Source organism: Agrobacterium sp. 22-3639C2, from assembly GCF_053522105.1.
In genome coordinates, this window is sequence record NZ_JBNWDB010000003.1 from 808,069 (window position 1) to 825,171 (window position 17,103).

Consider the following 17,103-nt stretch of genomic DNA (forward strand, 5'->3'; position numbering starts at 1 on the left):
AAGTCCCGGCATTATGCGGCGCGGCCAATGGCTGCGCCGATCTTATGTCTTAGAATCGCAAGAGGCTAAAAATGATCGTCAATTCCGATCAAACGTCATTCCTGTTCGGGAAGCTGACATGGGAGTCCATCCCGCTTCACGAGCCCATTCTCGTCGCGACCTTCGCGGCAGTGGCTCTGGGCGGCATCGCCGTCGTCGGCGCCCTCACATATTTCCGGCTGTGGGGTTATCTCTGGAATGAATGGTTCACGAGCATCGATCACAAGAAGATCGGTATCATGTACATCATTCTGGCACTCGTCATGCTGCTGCGCGGTTTCGCAGATGCCATCATGATGCGCGTCCAGCAGGCGATCGCCTCCGGCGGATCGGAAGGCTATCTTCCGCCGCACCATTACGACCAGATTTTCACGGCCCATGGCGTCATCATGATCTTCTTCATGGCCATGCCGATGATCACCGGTCTCATGAACTTCGTCGTGCCGCTGCAAATCGGCGCCCGCGACGTTTCGTTCCCCTTCCTCAACAACTTCTCGTTCTGGATGACCACGGCCGGCGCCGTCATCACCATGATCTCGCTGTTCATCGGTGAATATGCGCAGACTGGCTGGCTTGCCTATCCGCCGCTTTCCGGCATCGACGGAAGTCCGGGCGTGGGTGTGGATTATTACATCTGGGGTCTGCAGATCGCCGGTGTGGGCACGACGCTCTCGGGTATCAACCTGATCGTCACGATCATCAAGATGCGCGCACCTGGCATGACCATGATGCGCCTGCCGATCTTCGTCTGGACGTCGCTGTGTTCGAACATCCTGATCGTGGCATCCTTCCCGATCCTGACCGGCACGCTCGCCCTTCTGACCCTTGACCGTTACGTTGGCACGAATTTCTTCACCAACGATCTCGGCGGCAACCCGATGATGTATGTCAACCTCATCTGGATCTGGGGCCATCCCGAAGTTTACATCCTGGTGCTGCCGGCCTTCGGCGTCTTCTCGGAAATCGTCTCGACCTTCTCCAACAAGCGTCTTTTCGGTTATGCCTCGATGGTCTATGCGACGGGTGTCATCACCATCCTCGCCTACATCGTTTGGCTGCACCACTTCTTCACCATGGGTTCCGGCGCAAGCGTCAACGCTTTCTTCGGCATCACCACGATGATCATATCGATCCCGACCGGTGCGAAGATCTTCAACTGGCTCTTCACCATGTACAAGGGCCGCATCAAGTTCGACGTTCCGATGCTGTGGACGATCGGTTTCATGATCACCTTCGTCATCGGCGGCATGACCGGCGTTCTTCTCGCTGTTCCGCCGGCGGACTTCGTGCTCCACAACTCGCTGTTCCTCATCGCCCACTTCCACAACACCATCATCGGTGGCGTGGTGTTCGGTGTGCTTGCGGGTATCGTTTACTGGTTCCCGAAGGCCTTCGGCTACCGCCTCGATCCGTTCTGGGGCAAGCTGTCCTTCTGGTTCTGGTTCATCGGCTTCTACTTCGCCTTCATGCCGCTCTACATTCTCGGCCTGATGGGTGTGACCCGCCGTATCAGCCAGTTCGAAGACAATTCGCTACAGATCTGGTTCCTGATCGCAGCCTTCGGCGCCTTCCTGATCGCGCTCGGCATCGCTTCCTTCGTCATCCAGCTCATCGTCAGCTTCTTGAAGCGCGATCAGCTCCGTGACGTGACCGGCGATCCCTATCATGGGCGTACGCTGGAGTGGTCGACCTCGTCGCCTCCGCCTGCCTACAACTTCGCTTTCACGCCGGTTGTGCATGACGTCGACGCCTGGGCGGATATGAAGAAGCGCGGTTACGACCGTCCCAAGGAAGGCTTCATCCCGATCCATATGCCGAAGAACACCGGTGCGGGCGTAATCATCAGCGCCATCAGCGTCGTGCTTGGCTTTGCCTTGGTGTGGCACATCTGGTGGCTGGCGGCTCTGTCCATGCTCGCCATCATCGCGGTCTCGATCGCCCATACCTTCAACTACAACCGCGAATACTACATTCCTGCCTCCGATGTTTCGACAGTCGAGGCGGAACGTACGAAGCTGCTTGCGGAACAGGCGTAACGAATATGGCTCATACACCTGCACAAAGCGCCGCGGGCGCGGAAACACCGGTCTTCTACCTGAAAGAAGACCACCATCCGGAGAACGGCACCTCGCTGGGCTTCTGGCTCTATCTGATGAGCGACTGCCTCATCTTCGCAACGCTGTTTGCCACCTATGCCGTTGTCGGCCGCAACTACGCGGCCGGCCCTTCGGGCGCAGATCTGTTCGATCTGAAGCTTGTGGCGATCAACACCGCCTTCCTGCTTTTCTCTTCCATCACCTATGGCTTCGCCATGCTGGAAATGGAAAAGCAGAAGGTGAAGACAACGCTGATCTGGCTCGGCATCACCGGTCTCTTCGGTCTCGCCTTCCTCGCCGTGGAACTTTACGAGTTCCATCACCTGATCGAAGAAGGTGCAGGTCCACAGCGTTCAGCGTTCCTTTCCGCCTTCTTCGCGCTGGTTGGTACGCACGGTCTGCACGTCACCTTCGGCGTAATCTGGCTCGTCACACTGATGTTCCAGGTCGCAAAACATGGTCTGATCGCCGCAAACAAGCGTCGCCTGATGTGCCTGTCGATGTTCTGGCACTTCCTTGACGTCATCTGGATCGGCGTCTTCTCCTTCGTTTATCTCATGGGAGTTCTTTGATGAGTTCCGAAGCACACGCACACCACGACGCGCATGGCGACGACCATCATCACCATGATGGCGCCAGCCACGGCACGTTCAAAAGCTACATGATCGGCTTCGTCCTGTCGGTCATCCTGACGGCGATCCCGTTCTGGCTGGTCATGGGCGACGTTCTTGAAAACAAGACGCTGCTGGTCATCGCGATCATGGGTCTCGGCGTCATCCAGATCTTCGTGCACATGATCTACTTCCTGCACATGGACACCAAGTCCGAAGGCGGCTGGACCTTCATGGCGCTGATCTTCACCGTCGTGGTGCTGCTGATCACGCTCTCCGGCTCACTCTGGGTCATGTACAACATGAACAAGAACATGATGCCGCTGCACATCGAGGATGTGAAAAACCTGCCCTGAGCAGCCATAGATTAACGGCCTGCCGGATTTCCGGCGGGCCGCTTTCTGCGCCAGCACACGACCCCCGCAGCGCATAACCCCATGAATCGTCGGCGCGATTTATGGGGTTATTTGCTGGAAGACCCGGCTGCCGACAGCCGACAGCCGACAGCCGACAGTGTTGCCGCAGCAAACCGCATGGCCTTGCAAGGACTGTGAAACCATGACCGATCCGTCGACAACCGCCCCGCACACGCGACGCATCCGCCCCGCAGCAATCGTCGTCCTGCTTCTGACTATTGTACTGACAGGCTTCCTGCTGGCGCTTGGAACATGGCAGGTTCAACGCCTCTTCTGGAAGCTCGATCTCATCGAACGCGTCGAAGCTCGCGCCCATGCCGCACCTGTGGATGCACCGGCAGCCCGCGAATGGCCGGCCCTTGCAGACCCCGCGCACTATGAATATCGCCGCGTGAAACTGTCCGGCACCTTCCTCAACGATAAGGAGGTCCAGGTCTATACGGTCAGCGATCTCGGGCCCGGCTACTGGGTGATGACGCCGCTGAGACGCGATGACGGATCGAATATCATCGTCAATCGCGGCTTCGTGCCTTCCGACAAACGCGATCCATCCTCGCGCCGGGAAGGGGAGCCAAGCGGGCAGGTCGAGATCGTCGGGCTGATGCGCGCGTCAGAAACCGGCGGGCTTTTCCTTCGAACCAACGATCCGGCAAATCGGCGCTGGTACTCCCGCAATATCCGGCAGATATCGCAGGCATCCGGCCTTTCCGGCGTGGCGCCCTTTTATGTCGATGCCGATGCGACGCCCAATCCGGGTGGCCTACCGGTCGGCGGCAAGACCATGCTCACCTTCCCCAACAACCACCTGTCCTACGCCATCACATGGTATATTCTGGCGGCCATGGTAATTGCCGCTGGATGGTACGTGCTGCGCAATCTCAACGCGCCGAAATCGAAACGGAAAGAGGATTGAACAGCCGGTTTTACCGGATGGTTCATAAAATCACTTCCTTCTTCACGTTTTGCTGATCTATAACGACAGTTCGGCCTGACATTGCCCGTCGGCGCATTTTCGTTTCGGTGAGTTATGGCAAGAGCATTTCTTCTCGTTCTGGATTCCTTCGGTGTCGGCGGTGCGCCTGACGCGGAGCATTATGGCGACCTCGGCGCCAATACGCTCGGTCATATCGCCGAATTCTGCGCGGCAGGTGCTGCCGACAGGCCGGGCCTTCGGGCGGGTCCGCTGAAGCTGCCCAACATGTCTTCGCTTGGTCTTCTGGAGATTGCACGACAAGCAAGCGGCGACATTCCCGCCGGCATGGAGCCGCCGGAGCGTATTTTCGGCCTGCATGGCTCCGCCAGCGAAATATCGAAGGGCAAGGATACGCCCTCAGGCCATTGGGAGATCGCGGGCACGCCCGTCACCTTCGACTGGGGCTACTTCCCGACAGAAGGCGACGCCTTTTCTCCCGAACTGGTGGAAGCCATCTACACGCAAGCGGATATTCCAGGCATTCTCGGCAACTGCCACGCTTCCGGCACCGAGATCATCGCGACGTTTGGCGAAGAGCATATCAGGAGCGGCAAGCCGATCTGCTACACCTCATCCGATTCCGTGTTCCAGATCGCCGCGCACGAGACCCATTTCGGATTGCAGCGGCTCGTCACGCTCTGCGAGACGGTGCGCAAGCTGCTCGATCCGCTGAATATCGGCCGTGTCATTGCCCGTCCCTTCATCGGCGAGACGGTCGCAACCTTCGAACGCACCGGCAACCGCCGCGATTTCTCCGTTCCGCCGCCCGAACCGACGTTGCTCGACCGCCTTGTGGAGGCTGGCAGGAAAGTGCACGCGATCGGCAAGATCGGCGATATCTATGCCCACAAGGGTGTCTCGCGCGTCATCAAGGCAAATGGCAACAGCGCCCTGATGGATGCAACGCTGCACGCTATTGACGAAGCCGAAAACGGCGATCTTGTCTTCACCAATTTCGTCGATTTCGATATGCTCTACGGCCATCGACGCGATGTTGCCGGTTATGCAGCGGCGCTTGAAGCCTTCGATGCGCGCATTCCGGAAATCCATCGCAAAATGGCGCCGGGCGACATCGCCATTCTTACCGCTGACCATGGTTGCGATCCCACATGGCGGGGCACGGACCATACACGGGAAAGAGTGCCGATCATGGCATTCGGGCCGGGCATCCGCTCCCGCGATGTCGGCATTCGTTCAAGCTACGCCGACATCGGCGAAAGCATCGCCCACCATCTAGGAATCGAGGCCGGTTCGCACGGCAGGAGCTTCATTTGACATCGCATTTGCTGAAAGCGGAAATTCACTGCCACCTGGAAGGTGCGGCACCCCCTGCCCTCGTCGCAAAACAGGCCGAGAAATACGGCATAGACACCAGTAGCTTTCTGCGCGACGGCCAGTACGTCTGGTCGGATTTTGCGCAATTCATCCAGTGCTACGATGCGGTGGCGCAGGTGTTCAAGACCGATGAGGACTATGCGGTTCTGACGCAAACCTATCTGACCGAACTTGCCGAGGCCAATACGATCTATAGCGAGCTCATCATCTCGCCCGATCATGGCGACCGCATCGGGCTCGGCGCTGACGCCTATCTCTCCGGTATCGCCGAGGGCATCCGGATCGCGAAAGAAAAGACCGGTATCGAAACCCGCATCATCGTGACCGGCGAGCGGCATTTCGGTCCTGAACGGGTCATCGCGGCGGCTGAATATGCAGCACGGACGAAACACCCGCTGGTGACCGGTTTCAACATGGCGGGCGAGGAGCGCATGGGCCGCGTCGCCGATTACGCACGCGCCTTCGACATTGCCCGCGATGCCGGCCTTGGGCTGACCATCCATGCGGGTGAGGTCTGCGGACCGGAAAGCGTCGTCGATGCGCTCGACCTCGTAAAGCCGTCGCGCATCGGGCATGGCGTGCGCGCCATCGAAGACGCCGCTCTCGTCGCCCGGCTGGTTGAGGCGGGAACAGTGCTTGAGGTCTGCCCCGGATCAAATATCGCGCTCAACGTTTATCCCGATTTCGGCAGCCATCCGCTGAGGGCGTTGCGCGATGCCGGGGTGCGCGTCTGCATCAGTTCCGACGATCCGCCATTCTTCTTTACCTCGCTTGCCCGGGAATATGCGCTGGCTGCGGATGCTTTCGGTTTCAGCGATGCCGAGATTAACCGCATGACCCGAACCGCACTGGAAAGCGCCTTTGTGGATGAAGTCACACGCGCCCGGCTGCTTGCGAAACTCGATAGCCACTAGGCATCGGTTGGCGGGGTAAAACCGCGAAGAAGGCTTGCGAAAAGCCTGCTTTCGGTGAATTACAGGGGCACAGGATAAAAAAGGAAGGCCAGTTTCATGGACGGCGTCACAGTCATCGAACATCCGCTGGTGCGGCACAAACTTACCATCATGCGCAAGAAGGAAACCTCGACAGCCGGCTTCCGCCGCCTGCTCAGGGAAATCTCGACGCTGCTCTGCTATGAAGTGACGCGCGACCTTGAAATGACGATGGAAACCATCGATACGCCGCTCGAAACCATCGAGGCTCCGGTGCTGGAGGGCAAGAAGCTGGTTTTCGCCTCCATCCTGCGTGCCGGCAACGGCCTTCTGGAAGGCATGCTCGAGCTCGTGCCTTCGGCGCGTGTTGCGCATATCGGCGTGTATCGCGATCACGATACGCTGGAGGCGGTCGAATATTACTTCAAGGCTCCTGAAAGCCTCGATGCCCGCCTTATCATCGTCGTCGATCCAATGCTGGCGACCGGCAATTCCTCCATCGCTGCGGTTGAAAAGCTGAAAGAGCGGGGCGCGAAGAACATCCGCTTCCTGTGTCTGCTGGCTGCACCCGAAGGCATCAAGAATTTCCGTGAAGCGCATCCCGATGTGCCGATCTATACTGCCGCAATCGACAAGCAGCTGAATGAAAAGGGTTATATCGTTCCCGGCCTCGGCGATGCCGGCGACCGCATGTACGGCACGAAATAACACCGTTCATCATCGCTTAACCGTTTGAGCCATTCGCCGACCAACAAGCGGCGAATGGCTTTTTCTTTTAAGATTTCAGCACGTTTTGCGTCTATTCTGCATAGGGATAACCCTGCCTTCTCAGGAGCGACGACTTGCTGGCGCGTACGATTTTTCTGCTTATCGGTCTTTCGGTCAGCGCCACGCAGATTCCGGCGCTGGTGGAAAAATTTCAGCCGCGCCCGGAAGCCAAGGTGGAAAAAGCCGAAGTCAAATCGGAAGCCGTCAAACCGGAGCCCGTTTCGCTTGGTGGCGTCAATCTGAAAGCGGACGCACGCGGCCACTTCAACGCCGCTTTCCGTATCAACGGCAAATCTTTCGACGGGCTTGTCGATACCGGCGCCTCCATGGTTGCCATCAATGAGACGATCGCCCGGCGGCTCGGTTTCGGCGTCAACAGCCTCGATTTCAAATATCCGATCTCAACCGCCAACGGCCAGACCATGGCGGCCTATCTGAAGCTCGACCGGGTGGAAATCGGCACGATCCGCGTTCAGAATGTCGACGCCATGGTGCTGAAAGATAATGCGTTGAGCAACATGCTTGTTGGCATGAGCTTCCTGAAACAACTATCGTCATTCAAGGTATCGGGTGGCGAAATGAGGCTGGTCAGGTAATTCGCTCGAGGACCACAGTGCTGGTTTCCATCGCAGTGTCAGCAACCCCATAGCAGGCCGTAATCCTTTTGACGGCAAGTTCCGCTTCTTGCTTAGAGGCCGCATGGACGCAGGCGATTGGTTCGCCTTTTTCCACTTTTGTGCCGAGCGGCAGGATATCGGAGATCCCGACCGAAGGGTCAATCTTGTCTGACGGCATTCTTCTGCCGCCGCCAAGCTCGACAACGACCATGCCGAGATCGCGCGTCGCACAGGATGCCAGCCAGCCGCTGCGCTCAGCCGAAACCGGGAGAACGACCGGCGCCGATGGCAGGTAACGCGATGGATGATCGACAAAGTCCGCAGGCCCGCCAAGTGCTGCGACCATTTTCGCAAAGACTCCCATGGCACGCCCGGAGGAAAGGGCGGCCTCAGCCAGCGCCTCGCCTTCATCCAGAGTGGCCGCGCTGCCCGCTTGCACCAGCATTTCCGCAGCAAAGGCAAGAACCACCTTTTCGAGACGTGTTCCCGCCTTACGGCCAGCCAGAAAGTCCAGGCAATTGACGATTTCTACCGCATTGCCTGCGGCATCGCCAAGCGGCTGGTTCATGTCGGTTATAAGAGCCGTCGTCGGCAAGCCCGCGCCATTTGCCACATCGACCAGCGCGAGGGCGAGATTACGGGCATCCTCCACACTCTGCATGAAAGCGCCGTTGCCGACCTTCACATCCAGAACCAGCGTCTGAAGCCCGGCCGCAAGCTTCTTAGACAGAATGGAGGCGGTGATCAACGGGATGGAATCCACCGTCGCGGTCACGTCCCTGATAGCATAGAGGCGCTTGTCTGCGGGGGCGAGATCGCCCGTCTGGCCGATGATGGCACAGCCGACCGTCTTGACCGTCCGGCGGAACAGGGCTTCGTCCGGCATCACATCGTAACCGGGGATCGCTTCCAGCTTGTCGAGCGTGCCGCCGGTATGGCCAAGACCCCTGCCGGAAATCATCGGCACCGCAAGACCGCAGGCGGCAACGATCGGGGCGAGCATCAGGGAGACGTTGTCGCCGACGCCGCCGGTCGAGTGCTTGTCCGCCACCGGCCTGCCAATATCGTTCCAGGACAGGACATCACCGCTGTCGCGCATGGCGAGTGTCAGCGCCACCATCTCGTCGCGGTTCATACCCCGGAAAAACACCGCCATGGCAAAGGCAGCGGCCTGGCCTTCCGATATGCCGTCCTTGGACAGCGCCTCGATGAAAGCGGCAATCTCCTGCGGCGCAAGAGACAGGCCATCACGTTTGCGGCGGATGATTTCCTGCGGGATCAAGCTCAATACCCGCTGGCGGCCTTGGCCGGTTCGCCGCCGGCCAGCACGTTCAGGACATCATCGAGAACGCCGGAAGCGCCGAAGCGGAACGTGGACGGCATGGCCCAGTCCGGCGCCATGATTGTTTCCGCCAGCCGCAGATAAAGCGTGGCGTCTTCCACCGTGCCGACACCGCCGGCAGGCTTGAAGCCCACCTTCTGCCTGCTGTCGCGGATCGCCTGCAACATGATATCGGCGGCTTCCAGCGTGGCGTTGATGGCGACCTTACCTGTTGAGGTCTTGATGAAATCGGCACCTTCGGCAATGGCGAGTTCGGAAGCACGACGAATGAGAGCCTTGTCCTTCAGCTCGCCGGTTTCAAGAATGACCTTGAGAAGAACGGGTGCGACACAGACCTTGCGTACGGCAGCCACCATCTCGGAAACAGCCGTTTCATCGCCTGCTATGAACTTACGATAGGGGATGACCAGATCGATTTCGTCGGCACCGTCGCGGATAGCCGCCTCGGTCTCCGCCACCACGGTCGCAACATCCAGATCGCCCGAAGGAAAATTGACGACCGTGGCGATACGGATCGCATGGTCTTTTCCGAAAGCGGCACGTGCCTGGGCGACGAAACGCGGCCAGATGCAGATCGCGGCGGTATTGCCGTATTCGGTATGAGCCCTCTGGCACAAAGCAGCAATCTGCTCGGGCGTGCAGTCTTCCTTGAGGTTGGTCAGGTCCAGCAAGGATAGTGTCAGGGCAGCCGCTTCGCGCGGACGCTGGAGTTCCATGGTCACGCTCCTCCTGCGATCATTTCTTTCAAGATGGCGGCAAGCCTCTTGCCGCCCACCGGGGCCATGTCCTTGGTTTCCTCATGGCTCAGTTCAGCGCCAGTCATACCGGCACCGTAATTGGTAATAACCGATGCGGCGGCAACGCGCATCCCGAAAAAGCGGGCGAGGATGACTTCCGGCACGGTGGACATGCCGACGGCATCCGCACCCAGCAGCCGCGCCATGCGGATTTCCGCCGGCGTTTCGAAGCTCGGGCCGGAAAACCACATGTAGACGCCGCCGAACAAGGGCACCGTCGCGCGGATCGCGGCATTACGCATGGCGAGCATCAGGTCCGGATCATAAGCCGTTGTCATGCCGACGAAGCGGTTGTCGCTCTCTTCGCCAATCAGCGGGTTCATGCCGGAATAATTAATATGATCGGTGATCTGCATGACCGAGCCGGGCGGTATGTCCTGCCTGACCGAGCCTGCGGAATTGGTGAGGATGAGCGACTGCACGCCAAGACCGGCGAGCGCCTCAATGACCGCGCGCATGGCGGCCGGATCGCCTTTTTCGTAATAGTGCACCCGGCCGGACAGTATCATTACCGGCTCGCCACCGAGATATCCGGCCACCAACTCGCCCGCATGGCCAGAAACGCCGCTTGCAGGGAAACCGGGAAGTTCGGCATAAGGCACGCGGATCGCATCGCTGACCTCGTCCACCAGCGACCCCAGGCCTGAGCCCAGCACGATGGCGATGCGCGGCATCAGGCCATTCAGACGCTCCACCAGAATATCGATCAGCGTATCCGGCATCAGGGCAGCTCGGTCTTGAAGCTGAAGGGCAAAAGTTCATCCATGGTCATGACCTTCTGAACACCGGTTTCGTCACAGAGATAGACCTTGGTGTCTGGCGAGGCGAATTCGGCGATCTTCTGCCGGCAGCCGCCGCAGGGCGGGCAAAGAGCAAGCTTTTCCGCGATGACGGCGATCTCGCTTATCTTCTTTGCTCCACCCATGATCATGGCGCTGATGGCCGAAGGCTCGGCGCACCAGCCTTGAGGGAAGGAGAGGTTCTCGATATTGGCGCCCTTGTAGATTTTGCCGTCTTCAGCGCGGATTGCCGCACCGACAGGGAATTTCGAATAGGGCGCATGGGCAAAGGCCATGGCCTCCACCGCTGCCTCGAACAACTGATGGGACATTGGTTCACGGGACATGGATTTAACGCTCCTTCGCATAGGCAACGCCACCGGCCTTGGGGGGCTTGGCGACGCCGATGAAACCGGCAAGCAGGATGCAGGTCAGAATATAGGGCATTGCCTGGAAAATCTGCACCGGCACTTCACCGATACCCGGCACGGATTTGCCCTGCATGAAGTTGGCGAAAGCATCCAGGAAACCGAAGAGGAGGCATGCGAACATGACCGGCACCGGCTTCCATTTCGCGAAGATCAGCGCGGCGAGTGCGATATAGCCCTTACCGGCCGACATGTTGGCGATGAAGGCCGCCGATTGCGCAACGGCTAGATAGGCGCCCGAAAAACCGCAGAGGAAGCCGGCAACGATGACGGCGCGGTAACGCATCCATGTCACCGAAATGCCCGCCGTATCGACCGCGCCCGGATTTTCACCCACCGCGCGCAGGCGAAGGCCGAAACGGGTGCGGTAAAGCACCCACCAGGACAGCGGCACCGCCAGAAAGGCGAGATAGGTCAGGATGTTGTTGCCGGAAATGACATTGGCGTAGAGCGGGCCGATGAAAGGCACTTCGCGCATCGCATCCGCACCAGGCAGGATGATCGGTGCGAAACGGCCTTCGCCAGGCAATTGCGGCGTGCGCCCGCCCTGCCCGAACCACGCCTGCCCCAGAACCACCGTCAGACCGGCGGCAATGAAGTTGAGCGCCACGCCCGACACGATCTGGTTGCCGCGATTTGTGATGACGGCAAAGCCGTGGATCAGCGAAAACAAGATGGAGACGGCAATGCCCGCAAGCAGGCCGGCCCAGGGATTTGCGGTGAGATAGGCGACACAAGCCGAAGCAAAGGCTGCCGCCAGCATCTTGCCTTCAAGTCCGATATCGAACACGCCCGCGCGTTCGGAAAACAGCCCGGCAAGCGCCGTAAACAGAAGCGGGATGGTGAGACGGACGGTCGAGCCGAGAATGCTGACCAGCATATCGAAGAAATCCATATCAGCTCACCCCTTTGCCAAGCGCTGGTAGATGCGGACGATCGCCGGCCGGTACATATATTCGAGCGCGCCGGCAAACAGGATAACCAGACCCTGGATGACGACGATCATCTCACGGGTAATATTCGGCATCTCGAAAGAGAGGTCTGCACCACCCTGATAGAGAATGCCGAACAGCAGCGCCGAAAACAGGATGCCGAGCGGGTGGCTTCGCCCCATCAGCGACACGGCGATGCCGACGAAACCCGCACCGCCGACAAATTCCACCTGCAAGCGGGCGGAAGCTCCCATGACCGGGTTCAGCGCCATCATACCTGCCAGACCGCCGGAAATGAGCATGGCGATGATAACGGTGCGCGCATAGGGAATGCCGGCATAGACGGCGGCCGAGGGGCTGACGCCGAGCGTGCGCATCTCATAACCGAGCTTGGTGCGCCAGATCAGCACCCAGACGAGAAAACACATGACCAGTGCGATGATGAAGGAGACGTTGAACGGCGCCGGCCCGAGCTTCAGGCCGAACAGCGCCATCAGCCAGTCGAGCTTCGGCAATTGCCCACCTGGCAGAAAGGTGCGCGTTTCCGGCGCCATCTTGCCCGGCACGATCAGCACGTTCACCAGCAGATAGACCATCAACGCCGCAGCGATGAAGTTGAACATGATGGTGGTTATGACGACGTGGCTACCGCGTTTTGCCTGCAGCCATGCCGGAATAAACGCCCAGGCCGCGCCGAAAACCGCAGCGCCGATGATGGCGAAGGGCATCGTCACATACCACGGCACATAACGGTCGAGCGCCAGCGCCACCAACGCCGCGCCCAATCCACCAATATAGGCCTGGCCTTCAGAACCGATGTTGAACAGACCGGCATGGAAGGCGACCGCCACAGATAGGCCGGTGAAGATGAAACTCGTCGTATAAAACAGCGTGAAGCCGATGGCATCGCCACGGCCTAGCGCCCCTTCGATGAGCAGGCGAAGCGCCGCGAGCGGATTTTCACCGATCGACCAGACGACGAGGCCGGAAATCAGAAATGCGGTAACTACATTTAAAAACGGCAGGAGGCCGTAGGTGATCCAGTTTGGCAGGGGTACGGAAGCGGTGCTCATTCATGCCTCATGCGGCGATGCCGGCCATCATCAGGCCCAGCGTCTGTTCTTCGGCTTCCGCCGTTTTTTCTCCAACGACACGCCCGGCGAACATGACCATGATCCGGTCCGAAAGGGAACGGATTTCATCGAGTTCAACCGAAACCAGCAAGATCGCCTTGCCGGCATCGCGCATTTCGATGATGCGGCGATGGATGAATTCGATGGCGCCGATATCCACACCGCGGGTCGGCTGGCCGATGATCAGCATCTTGGGGTCACGCTCGATTTCGCGGGCGACGACGATCTTCTGCTGGTTGCCGCCGGAAAAATTGGCGGTCTTCAGCTGCGGGTTCGGCGGGCGGATATCGTATTTCTCGATCTTTTCGACCGCATCCTTGCGGATGGCCTCGGGGTTGAGGAAAGGGCCTTTGCCGTATCGCTCGTCATGGTGATAGCCGAGGATGGAATTTTCATATTCCTCGAATTTCAGCACCAGCCCCATATGGTGCCGGTCTTCCGGAATATGTGCGAGACCGAGTTCGCGCAGAATGGACGGATCGGGCCGATCAACCTTCTGCCCGGCCACCCATATCTCGCCCGAGTAAGGCTTGCGGATGCCTGCGATCGCTTCGAGGAGCTCAGACTGGCCATTGCCGGCCACACCGGCGATGCCGACGATTTCGCCGGCGCGGACATCCAGCGAGACATCGTCCACCATGGTGACGCCGCGGCTGTCCTTGACGGTCAGATTACGGATGGAAAGGAGAACCTCGCCCGGCGTCGTCTCGCCTTTTTCCACCCGCAGCAGCACGCGACGGCCGACCATCAGTTCGGCCAGTTCCTCAACGCTGGTTTCGGAGGTTTTGCGGGTCGCCACCATTTCGCCGCGGCGCATGACGGAGACGGAATCCGTGATCGCCATGATCTCGCGCAGCTTGTGGGTGATGAGGATGACGGTTTTGCCCTGCTCACGCAGGACACCGAGGATCTTGAAAAGATGATCGGCTTCCGCAGGCGTGAGAACGCCGGTCGGCTCGTCGAGGATCAGGATTTCGGCGCCACGATACATGGCTTTCAGGATTTCGACGCGCTGTTGCAGGCCGACCGGCAGTTCTTCGATCACAGCATCCGGATCGACTTCCAGCCCGTAGTCGTCTTCAAGGCGCTTCAACTCCTTGCGCGCAGCCGCCCTGCCCTTGGCAAGCGATGCGCCGCCTTCCGCGCCCAGCATGACGTTTTCCAGCACGGTGAAATTTTCCACCAGCATGAAATGCTGATGGACCATGCCGATGCCAGCACTGATCGCAGCCTGGCTGTCGCGGATCGATACCGGCGCGCCGTTTACCCGGATTTCACCGGCATCAGCCTGGTAAAAACCGTAGAGGATCGACATCAGGGTCGATTTTCCGGCACCGTTTTCCCCGATGATGCCGTGGATCGTACCCTTGGCAACGGTCAGGTTGATATTCTTATTGGCGTGAACGGCACCGAATTTTTTATCGATGCCCACGAGTTCGATTGCTGGGTCCATACTCAAACCGAAACCTCTCCGAAGGCTGGATATGAAAAGGGCGCAAGGTGAAAAATCACCATGCGCCCCAGACACATATCATATCATTTCGGGCAGGAATTGTCCGCCATATAGTCATGAACCTTGATGGTGCCGGCAATGATGTCGGCCTTCGCCTTGTCCACGGCGGCGGTCATTTCCGGCGTGATCAGGGCCTTGTTGTTGTCGTCGAGAGCATAGGCAACGCCGTCTTCCTTGACGCCGAGAGCAACGATGCCAGGGGTGAACTTGTCGTCCTTGGCATCCTTGTAGGCGTTGTAGACGGCCAGATCGACGCGCTTGACCATCGAGGTCAGAACCGAGCCGGGGTGCAGGTGGTTCTGGTTGGAATCGACGCCGATCGAGAATTTCTTGTTGTCGGCAGCGGTCTGCAACACGCCGATACCGGTCGCACCGGCTGCCGCGTAGATCACGTCAGCGCCCTGGTCGATCTGGTTCTTGGTCAGTTCGCCACCGCGCACCGGATCATTCCAGGCCGCACCCGTGGTGCCGGTCATGTTCTGGAAGACTTCGATCTTGTCGTTGGCAGCCTTGGCGCCCTGCGCATAACCACAGGCGAATTTACGGATCAGCGGAATATCCATGCCGCCGATGAAGCCGACCTTACCGGTCTTGGAGGCCATGCCTGCCAGAAGACCGACGAGATAAGAGCCTTCGTGCTCCTTGTAGACGACCGAGCGGACATTCGGCAGCTCGACGACGGAATCGACGATGACGAACTTGGTGTCAGGGAATTCGGCTGCAACCTTTTCCATGGCCGACGTCCAGGCGAAGGACACGGCAACAACCGGGTTAAAGCCCTTGCTGGCGAAGTTGCGGATAGCCTGCTCGCCCTGCGTATCGCTGGTCGGTTCAAAATCGCGGAACTCGATGCCCGTTTCTGCCTTGAACTTCTCAGCGCCAGCCGCGGCGGCTTCGTTGAACGACTTGTCGAACTTGCCGCCCGTACCATAAACCAATGCCGGCTTGATATCGGCAGCAAGCGCGGAAGCCGACATGGCGGCGAGCGCAAAAAGCGTCAGAAGGGATTTTTTCATTGTGCAGCCCTGTTGTTGCAATTGATATTTTAAGGGTCCTCCCGCAAACCCGTTGACCGGGAATGTCTGCGGAACCGCCAGCCGTTATCCCGGCTGTGCTTGGCTCATATCCTTGCATGGCTCAATGAAAAATTCATCCGGTTTTTTTGACCCGGTGGAAAAACTTTATTCTGGCGTTTTTTTGGTCTTTCCACCTGGGCAACGTGCAAAAAATCTAGTCGATATTGCAGCTTACGCCGGTTCCCCTGAGCCCGCAGTAGCCGCCCGGATTCTTGGCAAGATATTGCTGGTGATAGTCTTCCGCGTAATAAAATGTTTCAAGCGGTCCAATTTCGGTGGTGATGGCGCGGCCATGCCCCGCCTCGTCCAAAGCCTGCTGAAAAGCGTCGTGCGCCTTCTGCGCCTGCTGCAACTGGCCTTCGGTATTGGCATAGATGGCGGAACGATAGGTCGTGCCGACATCGTTTCCCTGCCGCATCCCTTGAGTCGGATCATGCTCCTCGAAGAATATCTTAAGCAGGCCTGACAGCGATATGACGGCCGGATCGTAGACGACCTTGACCACTTCGGCGTGGCCCGTCTGGCCCGTCGTCGTCTCCTGATAGGTGGGATTGCGGGTAAAACCGCCGGCATAACCCACCGCCGTCACCCACACACCCGGCGTCTGCCAGAACAGGCGCTCCGCACCCCAGAAGCAACCCATACCCAGATAGATGATTTCCAAACCATCGGGATAAGGCCCCTTCAAGGGCCGACCATTGACGAAATGGGTCTCGGGCACGGCAAGCGCCTCTTCACGGCCGGGCAAAGCCGTCTCTTCGGTCGGCATCGTCGTCTTTTTTGAAAGCGTATCGAACAGGAACATTCGGTCCTCCGTGCGGCCGATTATGCCGCTTCTCAGGGTTCACATCTGCGGGGCGCGCGCGCCGTCAGTTGATAAATTCATACTGACGAACGCCTCATCACTTTGCGCTTCCTGTAACCGGCCATCCAGCAAAGCAGGGATAGCGCGAGGAAAAAAGCAAATGCCGGCAGTCCCGACAGGGCATTTTCAATGAAGCGCCACGCTTCAGGGTGAATATAGTGAGCCAAGGCCGTTTCCACCATGGTGCGCGAGGCAGGAAGAAGATAGTTCCAGACGGACAGGATGCCGGTGATATTGACCGAGGATGTGGAAACCGAGCGGATCGAATCGAGTACGCCAAGAAAAACAGCTGCAATGAGAAGAAGAAAGCTCAAAAACCGCAAAAAAGCTTTCATCAAGATACCTCGGTTGCGGCCCGTCGTTTCGACAGCCATGTTTTGAAAGATATATTGCATCGATAAAGGCGGGAAAACCGGTTTGCAATCGCATCGGAAGGCAGGAAATTGCCGAC

Annotated in this window: 18 protein-coding genes; 8 read left to right on the forward strand and 10 right to left on the reverse strand. The window is 58.8% G+C overall.

From position 1 onward, the window contains the following. Nucleotides 1-71: 71 nt before the first annotated feature. From cyoB to ACQZ6D_RS16995, 8 genes are all read left to right on the forward strand, one after another. Complete coding sequence (gene cyoB / locus ACQZ6D_RS16960) at nucleotides 72-2,075, forward strand: cytochrome o ubiquinol oxidase subunit I (protein ID WP_003514419.1); 2,004 nt, start codon at nucleotides 72-74, stop codon at nucleotides 2,073-2,075. A gap of 5 nt (nucleotides 2,076-2,080) precedes the next feature. Further along, nucleotides 2,081-2,707 carry a cytochrome o ubiquinol oxidase subunit III gene (gene cyoC / locus ACQZ6D_RS16965; protein ID WP_003514417.1) on the forward strand — a complete coding sequence of 209 codons (627 nt, stop codon included), beginning with the start codon at nucleotides 2,081-2,083 and terminating at the stop codon, nucleotides 2,705-2,707. Next, entirely contained in the window at nucleotides 2,707-3,102 is a 396-nt protein-coding gene (gene cyoD / locus ACQZ6D_RS16970; protein ID WP_003514416.1) for a cytochrome o ubiquinol oxidase subunit IV, read from the forward strand. Before cyoC ends, cyoD begins: the two co-directional genes overlap by 1 nt. Before the next feature lie 202 nt (nucleotides 3,103-3,304). Then, nucleotides 3,305-4,075 carry an SURF1 family protein gene (locus ACQZ6D_RS16975; protein WP_448729838.1) on the forward strand — a complete coding sequence of 257 codons (771 nt, stop codon included), beginning with the start codon at nucleotides 3,305-3,307 and terminating at the stop codon, nucleotides 4,073-4,075. Nucleotides 4,076-4,189: 114 nt separating this feature from the next. Continuing rightward, the gene (locus ACQZ6D_RS16980; RefSeq protein ID WP_448729839.1) at nucleotides 4,190-5,410 is read left to right on the forward strand and encodes a phosphopentomutase; all 1,221 of its coding nucleotides are present in this window, start codon (nucleotides 4,190-4,192) and stop codon (nucleotides 5,408-5,410) included. After that, complete coding sequence (locus tag ACQZ6D_RS16985; RefSeq protein WP_013635251.1) at nucleotides 5,407-6,384, forward strand: adenosine deaminase; 978 nt, start codon at nucleotides 5,407-5,409, stop codon at nucleotides 6,382-6,384. The genes ACQZ6D_RS16980 and ACQZ6D_RS16985 overlap by 4 nt, the downstream gene beginning before the upstream one ends. Before the next feature lie 96 nt (nucleotides 6,385-6,480). Next, a complete protein-coding gene (upp, locus tag ACQZ6D_RS16990) occupies nucleotides 6,481-7,110 on the forward strand; it encodes a uracil phosphoribosyltransferase (protein ID WP_003493096.1) in 630 nt (209 codons plus the stop codon). A gap of 134 nt (nucleotides 7,111-7,244) precedes the next feature. After that, nucleotides 7,245-7,766 (forward strand): TIGR02281 family clan AA aspartic protease, encoded by a 522-nt coding sequence (locus tag ACQZ6D_RS16995; RefSeq protein WP_013635250.1) that lies wholly within the window; start codon nucleotides 7,245-7,247, stop codon nucleotides 7,764-7,766. Here ACQZ6D_RS16995 and deoA read toward each other — a convergent pair. From deoA to ACQZ6D_RS17045, 10 genes are all read right to left on the reverse strand, one after another. After that, nucleotides 7,759-9,075 carry a thymidine phosphorylase gene (gene deoA / locus ACQZ6D_RS17000; RefSeq protein WP_083211588.1) on the reverse strand — a complete coding sequence of 439 codons (1,317 nt, stop codon included), beginning with the start codon at nucleotides 9,073-9,075 and terminating at the stop codon, nucleotides 7,759-7,761. The genes ACQZ6D_RS16995 and deoA overlap by 8 nt on opposite strands. Continuing rightward, on the reverse strand, nucleotides 9,072-9,845 hold the full coding sequence (gene deoC, locus ACQZ6D_RS17005) for a deoxyribose-phosphate aldolase (protein ID WP_003514408.1): 774 nt from the start codon (nucleotides 9,843-9,845) through the stop codon (nucleotides 9,072-9,074). Before deoC ends, deoA begins: the two co-directional genes overlap by 4 nt. A 2-nt stretch (nucleotides 9,846-9,847) precedes the next feature. Next, complete coding sequence (locus tag ACQZ6D_RS17010) at nucleotides 9,848-10,648, reverse strand: purine-nucleoside phosphorylase (RefSeq protein WP_448729840.1); 801 nt, start codon at nucleotides 10,646-10,648, stop codon at nucleotides 9,848-9,850. Continuing rightward, nucleotides 10,648-11,037 (reverse strand): cytidine deaminase, encoded by a 390-nt coding sequence (locus ACQZ6D_RS17015; RefSeq protein ID WP_019564546.1) that lies wholly within the window; start codon nucleotides 11,035-11,037, stop codon nucleotides 10,648-10,650. Before ACQZ6D_RS17015 ends, ACQZ6D_RS17010 begins: the two co-directional genes overlap by 1 nt. A 19-nt stretch (nucleotides 11,038-11,056) precedes the next feature. Beyond that, a complete protein-coding gene (locus ACQZ6D_RS17020) occupies nucleotides 11,057-12,028 on the reverse strand; it encodes an ABC transporter permease (RefSeq protein WP_003514401.1) in 972 nt (323 codons plus the stop codon). Nucleotides 12,029-12,034: 6 nt separating this feature from the next. Beyond that, on the reverse strand, nucleotides 12,035-13,138 hold the full coding sequence (locus ACQZ6D_RS17025) for an ABC transporter permease (protein WP_003514397.1): 1,104 nt from the start codon (nucleotides 13,136-13,138) through the stop codon (nucleotides 12,035-12,037). A gap of 7 nt (nucleotides 13,139-13,145) precedes the next feature. Then, entirely contained in the window at nucleotides 13,146-14,651 is a 1,506-nt protein-coding gene (locus ACQZ6D_RS17030; RefSeq protein WP_003514394.1) for an ABC transporter ATP-binding protein, read from the reverse strand. A gap of 83 nt (nucleotides 14,652-14,734) precedes the next feature. Beyond that, nucleotides 14,735-15,727, reverse strand: coding sequence for a BMP family lipoprotein (locus tag ACQZ6D_RS17035; protein WP_003514392.1), 993 nt, complete (start codon nucleotides 15,725-15,727; stop codon nucleotides 14,735-14,737). 214 nt (nucleotides 15,728-15,941) lie between these two features. Beyond that, nucleotides 15,942-16,592, reverse strand: coding sequence for a peptide-methionine (S)-S-oxide reductase MsrA (gene msrA / locus ACQZ6D_RS17040; RefSeq protein ID WP_019564547.1), 651 nt, complete (start codon nucleotides 16,590-16,592; stop codon nucleotides 15,942-15,944). 77 nt (nucleotides 16,593-16,669) lie between these two features. Continuing rightward, nucleotides 16,670-16,987 carry a hypothetical protein gene (locus ACQZ6D_RS17045; protein ID WP_013635245.1) on the reverse strand — a complete coding sequence of 106 codons (318 nt, stop codon included), beginning with the start codon at nucleotides 16,985-16,987 and terminating at the stop codon, nucleotides 16,670-16,672. Nucleotides 16,988-17,103: the final 116 nt, after the last annotated feature.